Here is a 24,809-nt window from a genome sequence, read left to right on the forward strand (position 1 = left end):
TTGTCCTGTTGAAATCAATGTTATTTCCCGCTTTCGGCACCGTTTTCGCCGTCGCGGGTTAGCCACCAGGCTCCCAGAATGGGGATGGTTGTGACCAGCATCACCAGCAGTGCAACAACGTTGGTGACCGGAACGTCACGCGGACGACCGAGCTGGTTGAGCAACCACAGCGGTAACGTGCGCTCGTGTCCCGCCGTAAATGTCGTCACGATAATTTCGTCAAACGACAGCGCAAACGCCAGCATCCCTCCGGCCAGCAGCGCCGAGCCAAGGTTAGGCAGCACCACATAGCGAAAGGTTTGCCAGCCGTCTGCACCTAAATCCATCGACGCTTCCACCAGACTCCAGGACGTGCGCCGGAACCGGGCAATCACGTTGTTGAAAACCACCACCACGCAGAAAGTGGCGTGTCCTACAACGATGGTGAAAAATCCCGGCTCAAGGTTGATGGTTTTGAATGCCGTCAGCAGCGCCAGGCCGGTGATAATCCCCGGCAGGGCAATCGGCAACAGCAGCAGCAGAGAGATCGCGTTTTTACCAAAGAACTCGCTGCGCCACAGTGCCGCTGCAGCAAGCGTGCCAAGCACGAGTGCAATACCGGTTGATAAGCTGGCGATTTTAAGTGACAACGTCACTGATTCAAGTATATCCCCACGCCCTGCCGCCACGCTGAACCACTTGAGCGTTAGCCCCTGCGGCGGGAAGCTGAAAGCCGCGTCCTCGGTATTGAACGCATAGATCGCGATAATCAGCAGCGGGAAGTGGAGGAAGATAACCCCGCCCCACGCGGCCACTTTCAGGAACAACGGTGCGCGATCAGAGTGCATCGAATGCTCCCAGGCGTTTCACGAACGCCAGATAAAGCGAGATCAGCACAATCGGAACCAGCGTGAATGCGGCAGCCATGGGCATATTCCCAATGGCCCCCTGCTGGGCGTAGACCATGTTTCCGATGAAATATCCCGGCGGCCCCACCAGCTGCGGCACGATAAAATCCCCGAGCGTCAGCGAGAAGGTAAATATTGATCCTGCCGCAATCCCCGGAATAGCCAGCGGCAGAACCACGTAGAGGAAGGTTTGGCGCGGCCGCGCGCCCAGATCGGCAGACGCCTGTAGCAGAGAAGCGGGTAACCTCTCCAGCGCCGCCTGCACGGGTAGGATCATAAACGGCAGCCAGATATAGACGAAGACCAGAAAGCGGCCCAGCCCTGATGTCGACAATGTGTTACCGCCAATCGCCGGAAGCGTAAGCAGAGAAATCAGGAGCGGCTCAAGCCCCAAATGGCTGAGAAACCACTGTGCCACTCCATCTTTCGCCAGCAGCAGCGTCCAGGCGTAAGCCTTAACGATATAACTCGCCCACATGGGTAGCATCACCGCGATGTAGAAAAAGGCTTTCCACTTACCGCGGGTATAACGCGCCATATACCACGCCATCGGAAACGCGAGGATCGCGCTGGCGACAGTGACCGCAAGAGCCATCACCAGCGTGCGCAAGATGATGTCGTAGTTCGCCGGGTTGAAAAGTGCCTGAATGTTCGCAAAGGTGAGATCGGGCGTCACCGACATGGTGAAGTCGTCGAACGTATAGAAACCCTGCCACAGCAGCGTCAGAAGCGAACCCAAATAGACGATGCCATACCACATCAGCGGCGCGAGAAGGAGCAGGAACAGGCCAAGCGACGGTTTGCGCCAGAACAAGGCGGTAATACGGCTTAACCTACCGTGCGGCGCGGGCGTGGGTGAAACGCTCATGTCCATTTCACCTCTCCTCATGAAGCAACACCATGGCCTCGCGTGACCACGAGGCCAGCACCTGCTGTCCGGGCGCAATCCCTGCCGGGAGCGCGCCTCCGGTAAGGTTTGCCTGGCTGACGAGCAGTTTCACACCGTCAGCCAGACGCAGCTCGAAGCGCGTGGCCGCGCCCTGATACTGTACCGCCTGTACCACGCCCTGCACCTGAACGTCACCGCCCTCATTGAGACGAATATGTTCCGGGCGCAGCGAATACATCCCCTCCATCCCACAGACCTGACGGGCCAATGCGGTATCAAAAACGTTAGAGGTGCCAACAAAACTGGCGACAAACGGCGTGCGAGGACGCATGTAAAGTTCGCGCGGGGTGTCAACCTGCTCAATACGCCCGTTGTTGAAGACGGCCACCCGATCCGACATGGACAGGGCTTCTCCCTGATCGTGGGTGACGAAAATAAAGGTAATGCCCAGCTCCTGCTGAAGCTTTTTCAGCTCGAACTGCATTTGTTCGCGCAGTTTAAGATCGAGCGCGCCTAGCGGTTCGTCCAGCAGCAGCACGCGGGGTTCGTTCACCAGCGCGCGGGCAATCGCCACGCGCTGACGCTGGCCGCCGGAGAGCTGTGAAGGCTTACGCGCGACGGCAAAACTCAGGCCGACCTTCTCCAGCGCCTGACCGGCCAGCGCGTAGCGTTTTTTCTTGTCGATACCTTTAACCATCAGCCCGTACGCTACGTTGTCGAGGATCGACATGTGCGGAAACAGCGCGTAGTCCTGAAATACGGTGTTGACGTCGCGCTCCCAGGGAGGCAATTCGCTGGCTTCTTTACCGAAGATTTTTATCGCGCCGCCGCTCAGCTGTTCAAAACCGGCAATCAGGCGCAGGCAGGTCGTTTTGCCGGAGCCCGAAGGCCCCAGCATGGAGAAAAACTCCCCGTCACGAATGCCAATAGTCACCCCATCCACCGCTCGTACGTCGCCGTACAGACGGGAAACGTCATTAAACTCTACTGCGTACGTCATGTTCTGCTCCCGGACGTTCAACGACCGCCCATGATGGCAATGTAATCCTGCGTCCAGCGGCTGTAAGGGACAAATTTCCCCCCTTCCGCAATCGGCGTTTTCCAGAACATAATTTTTTCGAACTCGTTATAACCGTTTGTTTCGCAGCCTTTATCACCGAGCAGCGTGCTGGCTTTACAGCCTTCCGCGACCACCGGCAGCGAGCCAAACCAAGCCGCCAGATCGCCCTGCACTTTTGGCGTCAGCGACCAGTTCATCCATTTGTAGGCGCACATTGGGTGTTTTGCCTGCGCGTGCAGCATGGTGGTGTCCGCCCAGCCGGTCACCCCTTCTTTCGGGAAGACGGTGGCAACGGGCTGGTTCTCTGCCTTCAGGGCATTCGCTTGATATGGCCAGGCGCTGGAGGCCACCACGCCTTCATTTTTAAAGTCGCTCATCTGAACGGTGGTGTCATGCCAGTAGCGGTGGATAAGCGCGTGCTGATCGCGCAGCACCTTGAGTACAGCGGCGTACTGCTCTTCGGTGAGCTGGTACGGATCTTTAATACCTAACTGCGGCTGAGTGGCTTTGACGAACAGCGCGGCATCGGCGATATAAATCGGGCCGTCGTACGCCTGCACGCGTCCCTGGTTGGTTTTACCGTCAGGCAAATTCTGTTTGGTGAATACCACGCTCCAGCTGTCCGGCGGCGTCGGGAAAGTTTTGGTGTTGTACATCAGCAGGTTTGGCCCCCACTGATACGGCGTGCCGTAGACTTTGCCGTCAACGTTAAACCATTCCCCTTTCACAATCCGTGCGTCGAGGGTTTTCCAGTTGGGGATCAGATCGGGGTTAATCGGCTGAACGCGTTTCCCCATGATCAGGCGCAGCGAGGCGTCACCGGAGGCCGTGACCAGGTCATATCCCCCTTTCGCCATCAGGCTGACCATCTCGTCGGATGTGGCCGCCGTTTTGACGTTGACGGTACACCCGGTCTCTTTTTCAAACTGGGTCACCCAGTCATAATTTTTATCCGTCTGACCGCGTTCGATGTACCCCGGCCAGGCAATAATATCCAGTCGTCCTTCCCCGTTACCGATGGCCTTCGGCGGTTCGGCGGCTTGCGCGGTCATGATTGTCATGCCAAGCGCATACAGGCTGCTGCGGGCAAAATTTTTGCTCATTAGATATACTCCAGTCGCAATGAAATTTAGCGGCAGCCTTGCCGTAAAAATATCTCCTTAATTAAACGTAGACCGCGCAAATGCGCCGCACCTTTCGGCTAAAGGAAATTTCATCAAGGTGTGACCGAGGGCGCATTCCCCGTTAACTGGATTATAGACAAGGAGTTAGCAGAGGAAGGGGGTATGCAGATTTCCTATGATGCGGCGCTGAGAGATATTCGCAGCGCCGTCATAAAGATAAGGAAGGATTATTTAAAAGCCGACTACGCGATTTATTCCAGCATCTCGCTAATTAATTTTCCCAACTGAATAACAGCCTGTTCTTCCCGTTCTCCCCACGCCCAGGAAGTATTAAACCGGAAAAACGGCGTCCAGCTGTCTGACGTTGAAAACATCTTACCTGGCGCAATGCTGATGTGGTGGACTAACGCTTTCTCGCTCAGCAGCCCGGCATCCAGCTGTGCCGGAAGCTCCAGCCATAAAAAATAGCCGCTGTCGTTGTGATGGATTTTGACGCCAGCAGGCATATGGCGCAAAAGCGACTGCCACCCCTGCTGTTTGCGCTCGGCCAGCGTGCGTCGCAGGCGGCGAAGATGCGCGTCATATCGTTTGGTCGCCAGATAATCCACCAGCGCCAGCTGCATGGGTGAGCTGGTTGATAAGGTGCTCATGAGCTGCAGCTGCTGAATGCGGCGCGCATGCTTTCCCGCCGCCACCCATCCGATGCGAAAACCGGCCACCAAACATTTTGAAAATGAGGAGCAGTGCAGCGTCATGTCCTGCCTGTCCCAGGCCTTGGCCGGGAGCGGTTTTTCACGGCCAAAATAGAGTTCGCTGTAGACGTCGTCCTCAATCAGGGTGACGTTATGCTTCGTTAGCAGCGCCACCAGCAGCGCCTTTTTCTCCGCACTCAGCGTGAAGCCAAGCGGGTTTTGACTGTTGGTCATTAGCCAGCAGGCTTTTACCGGATAATCATTCAGGGCCTGTTCAAGGGCATTCAGGTCGATCCCCTCGCGCACGTCGGTCGCTATCGACAGGGCCTTCAGCTTCAGGCGTTCAAGCGCCTGGAGAGCACCATAAAAACAGGGATTTTCAACGATTACCCAGTCACCGGGTTCGGTGACGGCCTGAAGGCTTAGGTTCAGCGCCTCAAGCGCGCCTGCGGTAATGACAATCTCTTCAGGTGAGATGTTCATCCCCTGCTGCGCGTAGCGGCGGGCAATGGCGTGGCGGAGATCGACGTTACCCGGCGGCAGGTTTTCAATCACGCTCATCGCGGTGGCGGTTTTACTGACGTTCGCCAGCGAGCGGTTAAGCTGCTGAAGCGGAAAGAGGCGCGGATCGGGAAATGCGGAAGCAAACGGCACGACGGAGGGATCGCGGCTGGCCTGCAGTACATCGAAGATATAGGTGTTGATGTCGACCACTTCATCGCGCATCACCTGAGCCGGAGGAGCAGGCTGTTGCGCAGTCGGGCGCGAGGCAACGTAATAGCCCGATTGCGGTCTGGCGACAATGCGCCCCTGGCTTTCCAGCATCTGATACGCGTGGCCCACGGTCATGAAACTCATGCCGCTGCTCGCCACCTGCTCTCGCAGCGAAGGCAGCTTATCGCCCGGCAGCCATACGCCAAGCTCAATCTGCGAGATAATTTGTTGCGCCAGACGCTGGTATTTTTTCATCAGATTCTCCTTATTGCCGACAGTGTATATCAGCAGGAGAAAAAGAGAAGATTTTGCTAACTGTTATGGAAAGCGTTGTTAATTACTTGCGGTACTCAGTGATATGGCTCTGGGCAGAACGTGCTGCGGCCAGGTGATCGAGCGTAACCATCGACGATTTGCAAAATATGCATTTCGCGCCGTGAGGATTTTTCTCAGACACATCAAAAACTGAAGTACGGTACTGCGAGCCATGACAGCATGGGCAGCGAAAATGGATATAAGAAGTCATAGGATTCTCCTGTAAACGTAAAAACGTAAATTACTCATGAGCCGATCAGGCAATAATGGTTTTAAACAAAACTAATCGGAAAGTAGATAAAGACCCAAGAGAGGCTGCGGAGAGGCACAACGTGATGAGAACTGCTTTATAAAACTACGTCAGATATTTATTTGGACTCAAAACCAGAAGACCATTAACGCACGACGCAGACTACAACGCAAGCGGTTTAATGCGTAAAATTCATAAAAAGAATTTTCTTATTCTTAATTACCAACCTATATCAGATGAGTTAAATGACGACAGTTTTCGAACTGTTATGCATAAATTTTACTTTTCTGCCTCTGATAGTCGACTTTGCCCCCCTATACCATAACAGCACACCGTTTGACATTGAGGCTGTGCATGTTTGGTTTAGATGCTTTTCACCTTGCGCGGATACAGTTTGCCTTTACCGTATCCTTTCACATTATTTTCCCGGCAATCACCATCGGCCTGGCAAGCTATCTTGCTGTACTCGAAGGGCTGTGGCTCAAAACAAAAAATCCCGTCTGGCGCTCGCTGTACCATTTCTGGTCGAAGATCTTCGCCGTTAACTTTGGTATGGGTGTGGTCTCCGGGCTGGTCATGGCCTACCAGTTTGGCACTAACTGGAGTGGATTTTCACAGTTTGCGGGCAGTATTACCGGCCCACTGCTGACCTATGAAGTGCTCACCGCTTTCTTCCTTGAGGCCGGTTTCCTTGGCGTGATGCTGTTTGGCTGGAACAAAGTCGGTCCGGGTCTGCACTTCTTTGCAACCTGTATGGTGGCGCTGGGGACGATTATATCGACCTTCTGGATCCTCTCCTCCAACAGCTGGATGCAGACCCCGCAAGGCTATGAGATCGTCAACGGTCAGGTCGTACCGGTAGACTGGTTTGCCGTGGTATTTAACCCCTCTTTCCCGTACCGCCTGCTGCATATGTCGATAGCCGCCTTCCTCAGTAGCGCGCTGTTTGTTGGTGCTTCTGCCGCCTGGCACCTGCTGCGCGGTAACAGGACGCCTGCCATTCGCGCCATGTTCTCTATGGCACTCTGGATGACCCTGATTGTGGCCCCCATACAGGCGATGGTGGGTGATATGCACGGGCTGAACACCTTAAAGTACCAGCCCGCCAAAATTGCCGCCATTGAAGGCCACTGGGAAAACCCGCCGGGTGAACCGACGCCGCTGCTGCTGTTCGGCTGGCCGGACATGGAGCAGGAGCGCACCCGCTTTGGGCTGGAGATCCCGGCGCTGGGCAGCCTGATCCTGACCCACAGTCTGGAAAAACAGGTTCCCGCGCTCAAGGAGTTTCCGAAAGAAGACCGGCCTAACGCCACCATCGTCTTCTGGTCGTTCCGCATTATGGCAGGCCTGGGCATGTTGATGCTGCTGCTGGGAGTGGCTGCGGTCTGGCTGCGCTACAAAAAACGGCTGTATACCTCTCGTCCCTTCCTGTGGTTTGCCCTGCTTATGGGGCCATCCGGATTGATTGCCATCCTTGCCGGATGGGTTACCACGGAAGTGGGCCGCCAGCCGTGGGTGGTCTATGGACTGCAGCGCACGAAAGATGCGGTTTCCGCGCACGGCGATCTGCATATGAGCGTCAGCCTGCTGGCCTTCTTCGTGGTTTATACCTCGGTGTTTGGCGTGGGTTATAGCTATATGGTACGCCTGATCAAAAAAGGTCCTCAGCCTCATGAGTCATTTGCCACTGAAGCTGATGGTCGACCCGCTCGTCCCCTTTCCGCCGTTATCACTGAACGTAAGGAGAAGCCATAATGGGAATCGATCTCTCCCTTATCTGGTTTGTGATCATCGTATTCGCCACGTTAATGTACATCGTGATGGATGGATTTGATCTGGGAATTGGCATCCTGTTCCCCGCGACGCAGAACGGCGACGATCGCGATGTGATGGTCAACAGTGTTGCGCCGGTGTGGGACGGGAACGAAACCTGGCTGGTGCTTGGCGGCGCGGCCTTGTTTGGTGCCTTTCCGTTGGCTTACGCGGTCATCATCGACGCGCTGACCATTCCGCTGACATTAATGCTGATCGGACTTATTTTCCGGGGCGTGGCGTTTGAGTTTCGCTTCAAAGCCACACCGGCACACCGTCCGTTCTGGGATAAAGCCTTTATTGGCGGCTCGATTCTGGCAACGTTCACCCAGGGCGTGACGGTCGGCGCTGTGATTAACGGTTTCTCCGTTACCGGACGCGCGTACAGCGGGGGACCCTTTGACTGGTTCACTGCCTTTAACCTGTTCTGTGGCGCAGGTCTGGTCATAGCCTATGCCCTGTTAGGCTCCACATGGCTGGTGATGAAAAGCGAAAATGCCCTGCAACAGCGGATGCGTGAGGTTTCAAAAACGCTGTTAATCGTCCTTCTGGTATTCATTGCGGCAATCAGTATCTGGACGCCTTTGGCGCAACCGGCTATCGCCGCGCGCTGGTTTACGCTGCCGAATCTGTTTTATCTGCTGCCCGTCCCGGTGCTGGTGGCGATCCTGAGCCTTTGGCAGTGGCGAAGCCTGAAGGATCCTGATAGCCATAATCTGCCGTTTGTGCTGACGCTGGGGTTAATTTTCCTCGGATTCAGCGGTCTTGGGATCAGCATCTGGCCGCACATCATCCCGCCGTCTATTACCTTATGGCAGGCCGCTGCACCCCCGCAGAGTCAGGGCTTTATGTTAGTGGGCGCACTGTTGATCATTCCCATCATTCTGGTCTACACCTTCTGGAGTTATTACGTATTTCGCGGAAAAGTACAGCATGGGGAGGGTTATCATTGATGCAACAACCTGTCTGGAAACGTCTGATGTGGCTGGTCATCATCTGGGGCGGTAGCGTCCTGGCGCTGGCCGCCGTAAGTATGTTCTTCCGCATGCTGATGGCGGCGGCGGGATTTAAATCTCACTAACACCCTGTGCCGGGCACCGCGCTGTTGCCCGGCCTCTTCTCGCACTTTCAGATAAACCCCATTAACTCGCGCGGGCGTATGGTTACACTTGGAATAGATTCACAGCATTGATATTTAGAGAAGAAAAATGAAAAAGCTCGTTGCAGTAACTTTTCTGAGCCTGGCCCTGGCGGGCTGCGTTAACCCGGGTAAAGCGTCCGTTCAGCCGGAGCAGCTTCAAAACCACCGTTTTGTGCTGGAAAACGTCGATGGTAAAGCCATCACCAAAACGGCAACGCAGCCTGAAATAAGCTTTAGCGCACTGTCAGATATCAGCCTGATTAAAAACATCACTGTCTCAGGCGTGATGTGTAACAGCTATAACGGACAGGGGAAATTGTCCGAAGGCGCGCTCACCGTCAAAACGCTGGCGATTACCCGGAAACTGTGCACTGACCCACAGCTTAACGAACTGGATCAGGCCATCGGCGACATGCTGCGCAAGGGCGCACAGGTCGACCTGACTGAAGACCAGTTAACGCTGGCGACAGCCGAAAAAACGCTGATGTTTAAACGCGTTGAGTAATCAGTAGTTACCGCAAGATCCCACGGCAAGTGACTGTTCACTGCAGCGCTTGCCATTTGGCAACGCGCACATACCAATCGCAGACCCATCAAGCTGGCGAGCAACCGATAACGAACCCCCAATCATCGCGCAGTTGGCCTGGCCGGAGCTTGACATCGCGGCTCTCATACCTGGCGTAACGTGCGCCGCCGTTGCCTGCTGAACAGGTTCACTACTACATGCCGACAACAATAACGCGGCACACCCTACCCAAAACGCTGAACGCATGTTCTCTCCCCCATGAATAATGACAAACCTATGCATAATAGGCACCCGGCGCCGCATCGTCGAGAGTGGATGTGCGTATTTATGCGCTGCGGAAACAATTTCTCGCAATTTTTTCGGCAAAAGTTTGATCTACTCATTGATGCTGGGAATATCGAGGACACAAAAGCGAAAATCGCAAAACCTGAGCTTTGCTAAAATAAAAGAATAATTATCAGGGCTTGTTGCCGTTATACAGGCCCCTCTTTTTGCGCAATGTAAGGGTGTCGTCTTATGCAAACTATTGACGGTAATGGTGCAGTCGCGTCAGTTGCGTTCCGTACCAGCGAAGTTATCGCCATCTACCCGATTACGCCAAGTTCCACGATGGCTGAACAGGCGGATGCCTGGGCCGGAAACGGGGTAAAAAACGTCTGGGGGGATGTCCCACGCGTGGTTGAAATGCAGTCCGAAGCGGGCGCGATTGCCACGGTGCACGGTGCACTTCAGACAGGCGCCTTGTCCACGTCGTTTACCTCCTCTCAGGGATTGCTGCTGATGATCCCGACGTTATACAAATTAGCCGGACAGTTGACGCCATTTGTGCTGCATGTTGCCGCACGTACGGTCGCGACTCATGCCCTCTCCATTTTTGGCGATCACTCAGACGTGATGGCGGTCCGTCAAACGGGCTGCGCCATGCTGTGCGCCAGCAGCGTCCAGGAGGCCCAGGACTTCGCGCTGATTTCGCATATCGCGACGCTGAAAAGCCGCGTGCCGTTTATTCATTTCTTTGATGGGTTCCGCACATCTCACGAAATCAACAAAATCGTTCCGCTGGCTGACGATACGATCCTCAATCTTCTGCCACAGGCTGAGATCGATGCGCACCGTGCTCGCGCCCTCAATCCGGAACATCCTGTGATTCGCGGAACCTCTGCAAACCCGGATACCTATTTCCAGTCTCGCGAAGCGACCAACCCGTGGTACGACGCGGTTTACGACCATGTTGAACAGGCGATGAATGCGTTCGCCACCGCCACCGGACGGGCGTACAAACCGTTCGAATATTATGGACATCCGCAGGCGGAACGCGTGATCGTGCTGATGGGCTCAGCCATCGGCACCTGTGAAGAAGTGGTGGATGAACTGCTGACGCGCGGCGAAAAGGTCGGCGTGCTGAAAGTGCGGCTTTATCGTCCGTTCTCGGCTAAACATTTGCTCTCAGCGCTTCCGGAAAGCGCGCGATCCGTTGCCGTTCTTGACCGTACCAAAGAACCGGGTGCGCACGCGGAACCGCTCTATCTGGACGTGATGACGGCCCTGGCGGAAGCGTTTAATAGCGGCGAACGCGAAATGCTGCCGCGCGTTATTGGCGGGCGCTATGGCTTGTCATCTAAAGAGTTTGGCCCGGACTGCGTGCTGGCAGTCTTTAACGAGCTGAATGCAGCGAAGCCAAAACCGCGCTTTACGGTCGGCATTTATGATGATGTGACTAATCTGTCCCTGTCGTTGCCGGAAAACACCCTGCCCTCGACCGCCAAACTCGAGGCGCTGTTCTATGGTCTGGGCAGCGACGGTAGCGTCTCAGCAACCAAAAACAACATCAAAATCATCGGCAATTCGACGCCGTGGTATGCCCAGGGCTATTTCGTCTATGACTCCAAAAAAGCGGGCGGGCTGACAGTTTCCCACCTGCGCGTCAGCGAACACCCTATTCGCTCGGCTTACCTTATTTCTCAGGCAGATTTTGTAGGCTGCCACCAGCTGCAGTTTATCGACAAATACCAGATGGCGGAGCGCCTGAAACCTGGCGGTATTTTCCTGATTAACACTCCGTACAGCGTTGATGAAGTCTGGGCGCGGTTGCCGCAGGAAGTGCAGGCGGTGCTAAACCAGAAAAAAGCCCGCCTCTTTGTGATTAACGCCGCCAAAATTGCCCGCGAATGTGGCCTGGCGGCACGTATCAACACCGTGATGCAGATGGCCTTCTTCCATCTAACCAACATCCTGCCGGGCGACAGTGCGCTGATGGAGCTGCAGGGTGCGATAGCCAAAAGCTACAGCAGTAAAGGCCAGGAGCTCGTCGAGCGCAACTGGCAGGCGCTGGCGCTGGCGCGCGAATCGCTGTTCGAGGTACCGCTGCAGCAGGTGAATGCAGCCAGCCCGAACCGTCCTCCGGTGGTGTCCGACGCGGCGCCGGATTTCGTGAAAACCGTAACGGCGGCGATGCTGGCCGGTCTGGGCGACGCCCTGCCCGTCTCGGCGCTGCCGCCGGACGGTACCTGGCCAATGGGCACCACCCGTTGGGAAAAACGCAACATCGCCGAAGCGATCCCGATCTGGAAAGAAGAGCTGTGTACGCAGTGCAACCACTGCGTGGCGGCCTGCCCGCACTCGGCCATCCGTGCCAAGGTGGTTTCTCCTGAAGAGATGGAAACCGCACCGGCCAGCCTGCACTCGCTGGATGTGAAATCACGCGACATGCGCGGAAAGAAATACGTTCTGCAGGTCGCCCCTGAAGACTGTACCGGCTGTAACCTGTGCGTCGAAGTGTGCCCGGCGAAAGATCGTCAAAATCCGGACATTAAAGCCATCAATATGATGTCGCGCCTGGAACATGTTGAAGAGGAGAAAGTGAATTATGACTTCTTCCTGAACCTGCCGGAAATCGATCGCAGCAAGCTGGAACGTATTGATATTCGCACCTCACAGCTGATTACTCCGCTGTTCGAATACTCGGGTGCCTGCTCTGGCTGCGGAGAAACACCGTATATCAAACTGCTTACGCAGCTTTACGGCGACAGAATGCTGATCGCTAACGCCACCGGCTGTTCGTCTATTTACGGTGGTAACCTCCCTTCCACGCCATACACTACCGACGCTAACGGTCGCGGCCCGGCATGGGCAAACTCGCTGTTTGAAGATAACGCCGAGTTTGGTCTTGGCTTCCGTCTGACCGTCGACCAGCACCGCGCGCGCGTGATGCGTTTGCTGGAGCAGTTTGCCGATAAAATCCCTGTAGAACTGAATGATGCACTTCACTCGGAAGCCACGCCGGACGTACGGCGCGAGCAGGTGGCTGAACTGCGCAACGCGCTGCAGGGCGTTGAGGGTGCGGAACAATTGTTGACGGATGCTGATGCGCTGGTTGAGAAATCTATCTGGCTGATCGGCGGCGACGGCTGGGCCTACGACATTGGCTTCGGCGGGCTTGACCATGTTCTGAGTCTGACCGAAAACGTTAATATTCTGGTGCTGGATACGCAGTGTTATTCCAACACGGGCGGTCAGGCGTCAAAAGCGACACCGTTAGGCGCTGTCACCAAATTTGGTGAGCACGGTAAACGCAAAGCGCGTAAAGATCTCGGCGTCAGCATGATGATGTACGGCCACGTTTATGTCGCGCAGATTTCACTGGGTGCGCAGCTTAATCAGACCGTGAGAGCGATTCAGGAAGCGGAAGCCTATCCTGGCCCATCGCTGATCATTGCCTATAGCCCTTGCGAGGAGCACGGCTACGATCTGGCTCTCAGTCACGATCAGATGCGTCAGCTCACAGCAACCGGCTTCTGGCCGCTGTACCGGTTCGACCCACGCCGTGCGGATGAAGGCAAACTGCCGCTGGCGCTGGATTCACGTCCGCCATCTGATGCCCTTACAGAGACGCTTATGCAGGAGCAACGCTTCCGCCGCCTCAACGCGCAACAGCCTGAAGTGGCAGAACAGCTCTGGAAAGATGCCGCCGCGGATCTGCAAAAACGCTATGACTTCCTGGCACAGATGGCCGGGAAAGCGGATAAATCGACCAGCGAATAACTCTACCTGCCCGGCTCGTCCGGGCTTTTTTTTGTCATAAAAAAAACCCGATGTATTCACACCGGGCTAATCCAGATAATCACAGAAAACTATTTAGATAACTAAATAATATTCACATCAATTATGGATGAAGAAATCTTAAAGGCATATAACAACGGCGATCTTACCTTTTCTCCCGCGCAATTAATAATTTTAGTTTTGTATATTTCCGGTTAATACATTCATGAAATCTATCAAGATTTCAACAGTATTATTTAGTTGAGAATTTACTTAAAACGTAACAAATATAATTACGACTCCTCATTGGGAGTGATTTAGCATGAGACATCTTTCCTGTGTGGAAAGTTCATCTGGTAATTAAATAAAAATGATTGCAAAGGAATATCACTATGCAAAGAAAAGTACTGGCCCTCATGATTCCTGCGCTGTTAATGGCAGGCGCAGCACATGCAGCAGAAATTTATAATAAAGACGGCAACAAATTAGATCTGTACGGAAAAGTAGATGGTCTCCACTACTTCTCTGACGACGCGTCAAAAGATGGCGATCAAACCTATATGCGTCTGGGCTTCAAAGGCGAAACCCAAATCAATAACCTGATGACCGGCTACGCGCAGTGGGAATACAACGTTCAGGCTAACAACACCGAAGGGTCTGATAACCAGTCCTGGACGCGTCTGGCTTTCGCGGGTGTTAAAGTGGGTGATTACGGTTCATTTGATTATGGCCGTAACTACGGTGTGCTGTACGACGTGGAAGGCTGGACAGATATGCTGCCAGAATTCGGTGGCGACTCATACACCTACGCCGATAACTTTATGACCGGCCGTGCAAACGGCGTGGCAACCTACCGTAATACCGACTTTTACGGTCTGGTGCAGGGTCTGAACTTTGCGCTGCAATACCAGGGCAAAAACGAATCCGGTAATAACAATCAGGAAGGGACCAACAACGGTCGTGATACGCGTCATGAGAACGGCGACGGTTTCGGTATCTCTACCACCTATGATTTCGGCATGGGCTTCAGTGCAGGCGCGGCTTACGCCTCTTCTGACCGTACCAACGATCAGGTTACACGTACAACCGCGGGTGGCGATAAAGCAGATGCATGGACTGCTGGCCTGAAATACGATGCCAACAATATCTACCTGGCGGCAATGTATTCCGAAACCCGCAATATGACACCATACGGTGATAACGAAGGTAATGTGGCTAACAAAACTCAGAACTTTGAAGTCACCGCGCAATATCAGTTCGACTTTGGTCTGCGTCCGGCGATTTCTTACCTGCAGTCCAAAGGTAAAGATCTGGGCAACGGTCAGGGCGATCAGGACCTGGTTAAATATGCTGACGTAGGTGCCACCTACTATTTCAACAAAAACATGTCCACCTATGTTGATTATAAAATCAACCTGCTGGACGAAGACGACAGCTTCTACAAAAATAACGGCATCAGCACTGACGATGTTGTTGCATTAGGCCTGGTTTACCAGTTCTGATCCTACGAGCCCGCAGCTTTCTGCGGGCTCAAAACATCGCTATAAGCCTTTTCTGACCAGCTCAGCTGCTTTGACGAACACCTCGTCTTCAACGCCATCGCCCTTCTGTCTGCCGAGTCTGACCAGTTCATCAACGATACTTTCACGATTGATTGGCTTCTGCGCTGAAACCAGCCCAATAACGGCGGCCCCAATCGCCAGCCCAACCAATCCTGTTTGTTCTTCTTTGTTCTTCATGATCGCGCTCCCGTGTCCAACAGAAAAGCGTAGCAGGAATACAGTAAAGAGTGTTTGTTACGCCAACCGATGCTCATAACGCAGAGAAGTGATAAAGCGCCGCCATCGCTACGATGCTCAGGATGACACTTAGCATAAAGTAGATTTTAAAAGGCTGCTTTTGCGTTTTATGGCGAAAAAGTTGTTGACCCAGAATGGCGCCAGGCCAACCGCCTGTCACCCCAAACGCCAGCAAAGTGGCTTCCGGGACTCTGCGCATGCCCTTTCGCGCCGCCATTTTATCCGCGCCATATATCGCCATCGTCAGCACATTGATGAGCACGAACCACATGACAACAGGATTCGAAGTAAAAAGGCTGCCAGTCGCAGCGGAAAACAGAAGCAGATAACAAAAACGATTGAGCGTCATAGCAGTGACCACGGGAATGTTGAGCGTATTCAGATGCCGCATTATACGCGATAACGTGAATGTATCAGGTTGATGCTATTATTCCGTAAAACATGCTGGCATTCGTCGCAACAATCCGTACCATACACGGCACACTTTCGCATGCTGGTTTTTTACTGCAGGCACTAACCCGTCTTTTTTACCCGTCAGACGAGGCACAAAATTGCGCAAAGGGTAATCGTCATCGTTATACCCTACCGGTGTCCGACTTAAGATTCGAGTAACAGATAAATGCAACAAAATCAAGAAGTTAACAAAAAAGAACAATACAACCTGAACAAGCTGCAAAAGCGTTTGCGCCGTAACGTGGGCGAAGCCATTGCGGACTTCAACATGATTGAAGAAGGCGACCGCATCATGGTTTGTCTGTCAGGGGGTAAAGACAGCTACACCATGCTGGAGATCTTGCGTAATCTTCAGCAAAGCGCACCGGTGAATTTTTCCCTGGTGGCGGTGAATCTCGACCAGAAACAGCCAGGCTTCCCTGAGCACATTCTGCCAGAGTATCTGGAGAATCTGGGCGTTGAGTACAAAATCGTCGAAGAAAACACCTACGGTATTGTTAAAGAGAAGATCCCGGAAGGGAAAACGACCTGCTCGCTGTGCTCTCGCTTACGCCGCGGGATCCTCTACCGTACCGCGACGGAGCTGGGCGCGACCAAAATTGCGCTTGGACATCACCGCGACGATATCCTGCAAACGCTGTTCCTGAACATGTTCTACGGCGGCAAGATGAAAGGCATGCCACCTAAGCTAATGAGCGATGACGGCAAACACATTGTGATCCGTCCCCTCGCCTACTGCCGTGAAAAAGACATTGAGCGTTTTTCTCAGGCTAAAGGTTTCCCGATCATTCCATGTAATCTCTGCGGCTCGCAGCCGAACCTGCAGCGTCAGGTGATTGGTGACATGCTGCGCGACTGGGACAAACGTTATCCGGGTCGGATCGAAACCATGTTCAGCGCGATGCAGAACGTCGTCCCTTCCCATCTCGCGGATGTAGAGTTATTCGACTTCAAAGGGATAAACCACGAATCAGAAGTGGTTAACGGTGGCGATCTGGCGTTTGACCGGGAAGAGATCCCAATGCAGCCTGCGGGCTGGCAGCCGGAAGAAGATGACAGTCAGTTAGAAGAACTGCGTCTGAATGTGCTGGAAGTGAAATAAAACGAAGCGTCTCAGAGAGATATCTGAGACGCTTTTTTCATTACTTCAGCAGACGAACGCGGCAGGCTTTGCCTTTAATTTTACCGTTTTGCAGCTGCTTCCAGGCTTTATGCGCCACCGACTGGCGAACCGCCACGTAAACGTGCGCCGGATGAACCGCAATCTTTCCGATATCCGCCCCGTCCAGGCCGATATCTCCGGTCAGCGCCCCTAACACATCACCCGGACGCATCTTGGCTTTTTTGCCGCCGTCGATACACAGCGTCGCCATTTCAGCCTCCAGCGGGACAATGCTGATATTGCCCGGGGCATTCACCCAGTTCAGTTTAATCTGCAGCATTTCAGAAAGGATATTGGCGCGCTGCGCCTCTTCCGGCGCGCAGAAGCTGATCGCGAGACCGCTGTTGCCCGCGCGCGCGGTACGACCAATACGATGGACGTGTACCTCGGGATCCCAGGCCAGTTCGAAGTTAACCACCAGCTCGAGCGATTTAATATCCAGACCGCGGGCGGCAACATCGGTCGCGACCAAAACGCGCGCACTTCCGTTAGCAAAACGCACCAGCGTCTGATCGCGGTCGCGCTGCTCCAAATCCCCATGCAGCGACAGTGCGCTTTGACCAGCGGCGTTCAGGGCATCGCAGACCGACTGACAATCCTTTTTAGTGTTGCAAAACACCACGCAGGAAGCAGGCTGATGCTGGCTCAGCAGCTTTTGCAGCAGCGAGATTTTGCCGTGCTGCGACGTTTCAAAGAACTGCTGTTCGATGGCGGGCAGAGCATCAACGCTATCAATTTCAATGGTCAACGGATTCTTCTGCACACGACCACTGATTGCCGCGATGGCTTCAGGCCAGGTCGCGGAGAACAACAGCGTCTGACGATCCTGCGGCGCAAAGCGGATCACCTCATCAATAGCATCGCTAAAGCCCATGTCGAGCATACGATCGGCTTCATCCATCACCAGCGTCTGAAGGGCATCAAGCGAAACCGTCCCCTTTTGTAGGTGATCGAGCAGGCGTCCCGGCGTGGCAACAATAATGTGCGGCGCATGCTGCAGCGAATCACGCTGTGCGCCAAAAGGTTGCCCGCCACAGAGGGTTAAAATTTTGGTGTTCGGCAGAAAACGTGCCAGACGGCGCAACTCTCCGGCGACCTGGTCCGCCAGTTCGCGGGTCGGACACAGAATCAGCGACTGCGTCTGGAATAACGCCGCATCAATATGCTGCAACAGCCCGAGACCAAATGCAGCCGTTTTCCCACTGCCGGTTTTTGCCTGCACGCGTACGTCACGGCCTTCCAGGATGGCCGGCAGCGCAGCCGCCTGTACAGGGGTCATAGTGAGGTATCCCAACTCGTTAAGGTTATCAAGTTGGGCAGCAGGCAGAACGTTCAGGGTAGAAAAAGCGGTCACAGTATTCTCTCGTGGTCATCTTCGCAGTCAGATGGCGCGTATCCTCGCAGATATCAGGGTTGGATGCGACATTTTAATCGGTTCTTCATCTGGCGGCGGGTCCGGCATTGGCTGAGGACGCGGGATGGGATCGGGCATCGGCGTTGGGTCGGTAGGTACCGGGTCGGACTGGCGTGTATTCATGAATTGCAGCGCGAGTAGCATGCTCATCTCTTCCTCCAGGTTTTTTTTGTTGACCCTTTTAGGGTAGTCGCTGGGGAACGGCAGGCAAAAAAAAGCCGACTATTAAGTCGGCGTCGTACGAATCAATTGTGCTATGCAGTAATTCAAAAAAAGGAAGTAAGACAATATGGAGCGCAACGCCCATCGCTTGACGTTGCATTCACCTGCGGGAGTAATATTGCACCTTGCGGTGCCGATGTTTATTGACTTCGCTCAATTAAAATGTCGTTTTGAAGCAATCTACTGACCGAAAAAGTGCAAATTTACAACCATTTACTACGATGCAACCACCATGCAACACCGCCAATCAAAACCACTAACATGACGCAAAAGGTCGTAAAACCATAGTGGTATTCTCCGCCGGGTATTCCGCCAAGATTGACGCCAAACAGCCCCGTCAGAAAAGTGCTGGGCAAAAAGACCATCGCCATGAGCGACATCGTATAAGTTCGTCTCGAGAGTGACTCCTGCATCACCTGGGCAATTTCGTCCGCCATCACCGCCGTTCGGGCAATACAGGAGTCGATCTCGTCCAGTCCTCGTCCGAGCCTGTCAGCAATGTCTTGCATTCGTCTACGCTGGTCATCGTTCATCCAGCTCAGCCGCTCGCTGGCCAGTCGCGCGTACACATCGCGCTGTGGCGTCATGTAGCGACGCATTACGATCAGCTGTTTGCGCAAAAGCGCCAGAAAACCGCGTGGGGGGATCTGCTGATCGAGCAGATTGTCCTCCAGATCGATAATTTTATCGTGCAGCTCTTCGATAAACTCGCTGGCATGATCGGTCAGGGCATCGCAGACGTCCACCAGCCAGCTGCCGCAATCCGTCGGGCCCGTGCCCTCTTTCAGATCATTAACCACGTCATCCAGCGCCAGCACCTTACGCTGCCTGGTGGAGACAATCATCCGCTCATCCATATAGAGGCGCATGGCAACCAGTTGGTCGGGACGTTCATCCGTGCTGCCGTTAATGCAGCGCAGCGTAATTAATGTCCCCTCGCCCATTCTGCTGACGCGTGGCCTGAGACTCTCTCCGGCGAGCGCATCACGCACGTTATTGGGTAAGAGCGGCGTCGATGCCAGCCACTGGGCACTGTCTGGATGGGTGTAGTTCAAATGCAGCCAGCAGGGATGTTCACTATCAATATCATCGCTGTCTTCCAGCGGCCTCGCACCACCACGGCCATCGAACACCCACGCAAAAACTGCGTCAGGCACGTTAATTTCGGACCCTTTAATGCTCTCCACAGCGCCTCCCGCTTTTCATCTTTACGGTGTCAGTCTAGCTTTCGTCCAGGCTTAAGCAATAGATATGTTCAGCATCGCGCTGAATGCGCTCAGGAATTGTACTTTTCGCATTAAAGAAAAAGCCTGGCAAGCCAGGCTTTTTATCAGAGAGAGGGGATCGGGGAATGTTGACGCCGCGGTGAAGGCTCATCCGCGAGATGTCGCTGGTCAAGTCGGAAATTACGCGTACGGGTTTGCAGTTCAATCACCTGGTTACGCAGCACATCGGAGGATCCGTTGAGTTCCTCCACCATGGCGACATTGCTCTGCGTCACGCGTTCCAGTTCAGACAGCGCCTGCGTTATCTGCGAAATTCCCTTTTCCTGTTCTGACGTGGAGGCAGAAATATCGTCCATTAACCGGCTGACGTTGTTCGACCCCGCCACGATATCCTGCATATTTCTCTCCGCTTGCGAGACAACGTTAACGCCCTGCGTCACGTTATTGCTGGTCACGTCAATCAGCGACTTGATGTTTTTCGCCGCTTCTGCGCTTCGGTGAGCGAGATTACGAACTTCACCCGCCACAACGGAAAATCCTTTGCCATGATCGCCAGCGCGTGCCGCCTCTACCGCCGCGTTTAGCGCCAGAATATTGGTCTGGAAAGCGATACCATCGATAAGGGAAATAATTTCCGTCATTTGCAGGGCACATTCGGTTATCGACTGCATGTTGTTAGCAACCTGCCCCATTAATTGTCCGCCTTTTTGTGCCTGTAACGTCGCGGCATTCGCTTGCTCACTGGCTAAACGGGTATTGTCTGCATTGTTTCGGGTACTCGCAGCCATTTGTTCCATGCTGGCCGCCGTCTGGATCAATGACGCTGACTGCTGTTCGGTCTTTACCGACAGCTCTGCACTGCGGGACGAGAGTTGCTCCGCAAGCGTCATGGCCGTTTGTGAAGAGGATCTGATCTCGCTGACCAGCGTTGCGATGTTACTGGACAAGCTATTAATCCCTGGAATCAAACGCCCTGCGCAGTTGTTGCCAAATTCAGGGATAGAGACGCCAAGATTGCCCGACGTCACTTCTTCAATACTTTTCTTCACAGTATTGATCGGCGTCACAAGATATTTTGTCATGTACGCCCAAAGTAAAATCAGAGCGATGAGTTGTGTAGTATTCACGGCAATAAAAAGTGACACGCCATTAGCAAACAATGCAATCACTCCGTTATTAACCAAAAAGAGACACAAAAGGAAATAGACAATAAAAGTTCTGACACTAATATTTCTTAGCATACATTTTCCTGGGGCTTTATATTTTTATCGGCATTAAAATTTATAGCATTGCACGATAACTTTGTCCTCACGATCTGCGCGAGTTTGTTGTTTCGCAGTTTGATTAGCGTGATTTCACTTAAGAGAGAATAAAAGCGGGTTTTACAGGAAATGCAATGCTCGACATGCTGCCACTCTGGTTTATGCCACCCGGACGCGATACTCTGTTCTTACGCCACGCGATAGATATTCATACGTATTTAAGAGGCATTGCATTAAAAACGGGATGCTGTTTAGTCGCACTTAAAAGAGTAATTTGCTTAATATATTTTATATTCTTTATTAATTGATAACTCCGTAACTTTTGGCGTGGGATGACATAATGCTCAACGTATCGTGGGACCCTGTTTTAATAGCCATTTCTTATTTGGTGGCGTTTATCGCCTCATTTGTGGCTTTAGACAGCGCGGGTAAAATCCCCCTTGCCCCCCGTAAGGCAGCACTATTCTGGCGTATGGCCGGTGGCGTGACCTTAGGTATCGGGATCTGGTCCATGCATTTCATCGGCATGCTGTCGATGAAAATGCCGATGATCATGAGCTACCACCTCTGGCTCACCGTCGGCTCGCTGGGTATTGCCGTCGTTGCTTCTACGCTTGCCATTAATATCGCCGTTCCCGGGAAATCGCTCTCCCCTTATCGGCTGATCCTCGCCACGCTGATCCTCAGCGCGGGTGTCGTTTCCATGCACTATGTCGGCATGGCCGCATTAATGCTGAAGGGCAGCATTATCTGGGATCGACGCATTGTCCTCTTATCGGTGCTGATTGCCGTCATCGCATCCGGCGCGGCGCTGTGGTTAGCCTTCCATTTACGGGAAAAGCGTAAAGGCGTGTACATCAACCGCCTTGCGGCTGCGCTAGTGATGGCTGCAGCCATTTGCGCCATGCATTACACCGGAATGAACGCCGCGCATTTCCATGAAATGGAAAACACATTACCGGGCGGTATCAGTGAACTGGGATTATCAATTTGGGTATCCGTTACCACATTATGTTTGCTCGGTGTGATGTTGATTATCTCGCTGATGGATTCACACTGGCGGACTAACCGGCTGACGGATAATTTGCGCCAACTCAACCGACAACTGGAGTTGCAGGCACGTTTTGATGTGCTTACCGGACTTGCCAATCGTCACCAGATGGACGTGCGGATGCAGGACTGCCTGCACAGCGCACTGCTGAGCAAAAAGCCGTTTGCGGTGATATTTTTCGATATTGACCATTTCAAACGGATTAATGATATCTGGGGTCATCACGTTGGCGATGAACTGCTGATAAACGTGGCTCATCGCGTGACTGCACGGTTAACACGTGAAATGACGCTGGCACGCCTGGGTGGTGATGCTTTCATTTTGCTGGTCCCAGAATGCGATGGCGACAAGCTGAACGCGCTGCTTTCACCCCTGCTGAACGATATCCGCCGTCCACTTTCCCTTTGCGGGCATACGTTAACCATCACGCTCAGCGCAGGAGTAAGCCTCTATCCTCAACACGGTGAAACCCTGCATGAGCTAAAGCTTAAAGCCGATGCTGCGATGCATGACGTGAAAAAGCAAGGTCGTAACGGCTGGGCCATTTATCGCGCAGAGATGTCCACGACGGTTCCGGCTGAACCTGCCTTTTTGCAGGAGTTATCCCTGGCGCTGGAACGCGATCAGTTTGAAATGTGGTATCAGCCAACCTGGCTGGCAGAAGAGAACACCATTCACGGGTTTGAGGCACTGCTACGCTGGCGTCACCCGGAACAAGGTGTTTTACTGCCCAGTCTCTTTTTACCGTCGCTGGAACAAACCGGGTTGATCATTCCCGTTGGTAACTGGGCGATTGAAGCGGCCTGTAAACAGCTGAGTTTCTGGACTGAACAGGGGTTCAGCCAATGGACATTGTCATTCAACCTGTCGCCGATGCAATTTGAACAGCAGGATATCTTTCAGGTTATCTCGTCCATGCTGCAAAAATATAACCTGGCCCCCTCCCGGTTGATCCTTGAAGTGACGGAAAGCACGGCGCTAAATAACCTCGATCGCAGCATTGAATTGCTCACCGCGTTCAACCAGGCAGGGATTACCGTTTCGATAGATGATTTTGGTACGGGTTATTCGAATCTTCTCATGCTCAGCGTCTTACCGGCGAAAGAGCTGAAAATCGATAAAAGCTTCGTCAGTTCAATGCTTGAAAATGAGAAAAGCAGAAAGCTTGTAGAAACGATAATTACCATCGCCCGGACTCTGGAGATGAATGTCGTTGCAGAAGGAATTGAAACCGAAGCGCAGAGGACAATGCTGGCGAGTCTGGGTTGTGATTATCTCCAGGGGTTCCTGTACTCCCGCCCTTTACCTGCAGAACAGGTTCCGTGGCTGCTTCTGCAAAAAACATCTGAAAGACAGATTATACCAATCGGTAAAATTCAGGCGGAATCCCCTTTTATTTCACAAAAAAACCACGCCTGATGTGATTAAGTAAGGTATGTTTCAAAGGAGCCCACGCGAGTCAATTCCGGCGTGATCGTCAGGTATACCGTGCCGATGTACAGGAATTCCCTATGTCGCAATATTGCTTCGATGCGCTGAATGTTATTAAAAACCCGGTGTGGCTGATTTCACCCGTCGCAGAAAACATTCTATTTGCCAATACTGCGGCGACTAAACTTATGGGTGATAAAACGTTGACCGAGATGCGCACTGGGATCTATTCCGCTAATGCGCAAACCGCTCTCTCAATGTATGTACCCGAACTTAAAAGCGAACTGGATATCGTCGAAATACTCACCGTCTGGCGAGACAATCAAGAGAGTACGCTGAGCTGTCGTCTGACGCTGACGCATCTGGCACCATATGGTGATGTGATTGTGTTTGAGGGGCTTTCGCAGCAGGCGCCTTCCGGGCTTAAAGCCAGCCGTTCAGCAACCTATCAGCGAAAAAAACAGGGATTCTACGCGCGCTTTTTTCTTACTAACAGCGCACCAATGTTGTTAATCGATACGGCGCGTGATGGTCACATTGTTGACGCCAACCTGGCTGCGCTTAATTTTTATGGCTACACCCATGAGGAAATGTGCCGTAAACATACCTGGGAAATCAACACGCTTGGGCGCGACATCTTGCCTATTATGACGGAGATCGCCAGCCTGCCCGGAGGACATAAACCGCTAAATTTTGTCCACCGACTGGCGGATGGTTCGACCCGACACGTACAGACCTACGCCGGACCCATTGAGATCTACGGCGATAAGCTGATGTTGTGCATTATTCACGATATCACTGAACAAAAGCGGCTCGAGCAGGAGCTGGAACATGCAGCCCTGCGAGATTCAATGACCGGCCTGCTTAATCGCCGACAGTTTTACAACATCACAGAGCAAACCACGCTTTCTCACCTCCCGGCACAGCAGCAGTTTAGCCTGATGCTGGTAGATACTGACCATTTCAAAAACATCAATGACCTCTTCGGGCATCTTAAGGGTGACGAGGTACTCATTTCGCTTTCGCGCATGCTGGAAGCCTGCAGCCGTCCCGATGACTACGTTTTCCGCTGGGGTGGCGAGGAGTTCGTGCTCCTGCTGCCGCGAACATCACTTGAAACCGCGATGCAGATAGCGGAAACCATTCGTGCCGCAGTAGCACACATTACGATTCCTGGATTGCCCCGCTTCACCGTCAGCATCGGCGTTGCGCGACACAACCAGGGCGAAAGCATTGATGACCTCTTCAAACGTGTCGATGATGCGCTCTACCGCGCCAAGAATGACGGTCGCAACAAAGTGCTGGCCGCATGAAGCTGGAGTTGTGAAGAAAGCCCCGTTA

General features: G+C 53.3%; 22 protein-coding genes and 1 pseudogene. 10 read left to right on the forward strand and 13 right to left on the reverse strand.

Features of this window, described 5'->3' with window-relative positions:
* Positions 1-20: 20 nt before the first annotated feature.
* The 6 genes from KW829_RS01190 to KW829_RS01215 form a co-directional block, all read right to left on the reverse strand.
* Complete coding sequence (locus tag KW829_RS01190) at positions 21-827, reverse strand: ABC transporter permease (RefSeq protein ID WP_042716209.1); 807 nt, start codon at positions 825-827, stop codon at positions 21-23.
* Positions 817-1,755: an ABC transporter permease gene (locus tag KW829_RS01195; protein WP_371317565.1), complete on the reverse strand. Its 939-nt coding sequence runs from the start codon at positions 1,753-1,755 to the stop codon at positions 817-819. The genes KW829_RS01190 and KW829_RS01195 overlap by 11 nt, the downstream gene beginning before the upstream one ends.
* Before the next feature lie 7 nt (positions 1,756-1,762).
* Positions 1,763-2,776 carry an ABC transporter ATP-binding protein gene (locus KW829_RS01200; protein WP_218307436.1) on the reverse strand — a complete coding sequence of 338 codons (1,014 nt, stop codon included), beginning with the start codon at positions 2,774-2,776 and terminating at the stop codon, positions 1,763-1,765.
* A gap of 17 nt (positions 2,777-2,793) precedes the next feature.
* On the reverse strand, positions 2,794-3,939 hold the full coding sequence (gene ydcS, locus KW829_RS01205; RefSeq protein WP_089600118.1) for a putative ABC transporter substrate-binding protein YdcS: 1,146 nt from the start codon (positions 3,937-3,939) through the stop codon (positions 2,794-2,796).
* 272 nt (positions 3,940-4,211) lie between these two features.
* Positions 4,212-5,621, reverse strand: coding sequence for a PLP-dependent aminotransferase family protein (locus KW829_RS01210; RefSeq protein WP_010431538.1), 1,410 nt, complete (start codon positions 5,619-5,621; stop codon positions 4,212-4,214).
* 82 nt (positions 5,622-5,703) lie between these two features.
* On the reverse strand, positions 5,704-5,892 hold the full coding sequence (locus KW829_RS01215; protein WP_052302284.1) for a hypothetical protein: 189 nt from the start codon (positions 5,890-5,892) through the stop codon (positions 5,704-5,706).
* Positions 5,893-6,285: 393 nt separating this feature from the next.
* On the opposite strand from KW829_RS01215, the gene KW829_RS01220 reads away from it, so the two are divergent.
* From KW829_RS01220 to hslJ, 4 genes are all read left to right on the forward strand, one after another.
* Positions 6,286-7,686 (forward strand): cytochrome ubiquinol oxidase subunit I, encoded by a 1,401-nt coding sequence (locus tag KW829_RS01220; protein WP_100167423.1) that lies wholly within the window; start codon positions 6,286-6,288, stop codon positions 7,684-7,686.
* Positions 7,686-8,696 carry a cytochrome d ubiquinol oxidase subunit II gene (gene cydB / locus KW829_RS01225; protein ID WP_218307437.1) on the forward strand — a complete coding sequence of 337 codons (1,011 nt, stop codon included), beginning with the start codon at positions 7,686-7,688 and terminating at the stop codon, positions 8,694-8,696. The genes KW829_RS01220 and cydB overlap by 1 nt, the downstream gene beginning before the upstream one ends.
* A complete protein-coding gene (locus tag KW829_RS01230) occupies positions 8,696-8,824 on the forward strand; it encodes a DUF2474 domain-containing protein (protein WP_010431546.1) in 129 nt (42 codons plus the stop codon). The genes cydB and KW829_RS01230 overlap by 1 nt, the downstream gene beginning before the upstream one ends.
* Before the next feature lie 127 nt (positions 8,825-8,951).
* The gene (gene hslJ, locus KW829_RS01235) at positions 8,952-9,389 is read left to right on the forward strand and encodes a heat shock protein HslJ (RefSeq protein ID WP_218307438.1); all 438 of its coding nucleotides are present in this window, start codon (positions 8,952-8,954) and stop codon (positions 9,387-9,389) included.
* Here hslJ and KW829_RS01240 read toward each other — a convergent pair whose 3' ends face one another.
* Complete coding sequence (locus KW829_RS01240) at positions 9,390-9,656, reverse strand: DUF333 domain-containing protein (protein ID WP_010431552.1); 267 nt, start codon at positions 9,654-9,656, stop codon at positions 9,390-9,392.
* Positions 9,657-9,926: 270 nt separating this feature from the next.
* Here KW829_RS01240 and nifJ point away from each other — a divergent pair, with 270 nt between their 5' ends.
* Positions 9,927-13,451 (forward strand): pyruvate:ferredoxin (flavodoxin) oxidoreductase, encoded by a 3,525-nt coding sequence (nifJ, locus tag KW829_RS01245; RefSeq protein WP_218307439.1) that lies wholly within the window; start codon positions 9,927-9,929, stop codon positions 13,449-13,451.
* A gap of 389 nt (positions 13,452-13,840) precedes the next feature.
* Positions 13,841-14,950: a porin OmpC gene (gene ompC, locus KW829_RS01250; protein WP_089600128.1), complete on the forward strand. Its 1,110-nt coding sequence runs from the start codon at positions 13,841-13,843 to the stop codon at positions 14,948-14,950.
* A gap of 39 nt (positions 14,951-14,989) precedes the next feature.
* Here ompC and KW829_RS01255 read toward each other — a convergent pair whose 3' ends face one another.
* The gene (locus KW829_RS01255; protein WP_010431559.1) at positions 14,990-15,187 is read right to left on the reverse strand and encodes a hypothetical protein; all 198 of its coding nucleotides are present in this window, start codon (positions 15,185-15,187) and stop codon (positions 14,990-14,992) included.
* Positions 15,188-15,260: 73 nt separating this feature from the next.
* The gene (locus KW829_RS01260) at positions 15,261-15,596 is read right to left on the reverse strand and encodes a DUF1294 domain-containing protein (RefSeq protein WP_218307440.1); all 336 of its coding nucleotides are present in this window, start codon (positions 15,594-15,596) and stop codon (positions 15,261-15,263) included.
* Between the two features lie 82 nt (positions 15,597-15,678).
* Here KW829_RS01260 and KW829_RS22890 point away from each other — a divergent pair.
* Together KW829_RS22890 and ttcA are read left to right on the forward strand one after the other, a co-directional pair.
* Positions 15,679-15,792 (forward strand): annotated as a pseudogene (locus KW829_RS22890) (hypothetical protein); the annotation flags it as partial.
* A gap of 74 nt (positions 15,793-15,866) precedes the next feature.
* A complete protein-coding gene (gene ttcA, locus KW829_RS01265) occupies positions 15,867-16,802 on the forward strand; it encodes a tRNA 2-thiocytidine(32) synthetase TtcA (RefSeq protein WP_010431562.1) in 936 nt (311 codons plus the stop codon).
* A 40-nt stretch (positions 16,803-16,842) separates the two neighbouring features.
* Here ttcA and dbpA read toward each other — a convergent pair whose 3' ends face one another.
* The 4 genes from dbpA to KW829_RS01285 all read right to left on the reverse strand — a co-directional run bounded on the left by dbpA (position 16,843) and on the right by KW829_RS01285 (position 20,965).
* The gene (dbpA, locus tag KW829_RS01270) at positions 16,843-18,216 is read right to left on the reverse strand and encodes an ATP-dependent RNA helicase DbpA (RefSeq protein WP_108417754.1); all 1,374 of its coding nucleotides are present in this window, start codon (positions 18,214-18,216) and stop codon (positions 16,843-16,845) included.
* A gap of 27 nt (positions 18,217-18,243) precedes the next feature.
* Complete coding sequence (locus tag KW829_RS01275) at positions 18,244-18,399, reverse strand: hypothetical protein (RefSeq protein ID WP_269475491.1); 156 nt, start codon at positions 18,397-18,399, stop codon at positions 18,244-18,246.
* A 302-nt stretch (positions 18,400-18,701) separates the two neighbouring features.
* The gene (gene zntB / locus KW829_RS01280; RefSeq protein WP_108417755.1) at positions 18,702-19,685 is read right to left on the reverse strand and encodes a zinc transporter ZntB; all 984 of its coding nucleotides are present in this window, start codon (positions 19,683-19,685) and stop codon (positions 18,702-18,704) included.
* Positions 19,686-19,828: 143 nt separating this feature from the next.
* A complete protein-coding gene (locus KW829_RS01285; RefSeq protein WP_218307441.1) occupies positions 19,829-20,965 on the reverse strand; it encodes a methyl-accepting chemotaxis protein in 1,137 nt (378 codons plus the stop codon).
* 361 nt (positions 20,966-21,326) lie between these two features.
* On the opposite strand from KW829_RS01285, the gene KW829_RS01290 reads away from it, so the two are divergent.
* Positions 21,327-23,456, forward strand: a complete 2,130-nt coding sequence (locus tag KW829_RS01290; protein ID WP_218307442.1) for a bifunctional diguanylate cyclase/phosphodiesterase — start codon at positions 21,327-21,329, stop codon at positions 23,454-23,456.
* 92 nt (positions 23,457-23,548) lie between these two features.
* The gene (locus KW829_RS01295) at positions 23,549-24,781 is read left to right on the forward strand and encodes a sensor domain-containing diguanylate cyclase (protein ID WP_218307443.1); all 1,233 of its coding nucleotides are present in this window, start codon (positions 23,549-23,551) and stop codon (positions 24,779-24,781) included.
* Positions 24,782-24,809: the final 28 nt, after the last annotated feature.

It is taken from the genome of Enterobacter sp. ENT02 (genome assembly GCF_019219165.1).
GTDB classification, from domain to species: domain Bacteria; phylum Pseudomonadota; class Gammaproteobacteria; order Enterobacterales; family Enterobacteriaceae; genus Enterobacter; species Enterobacter mori.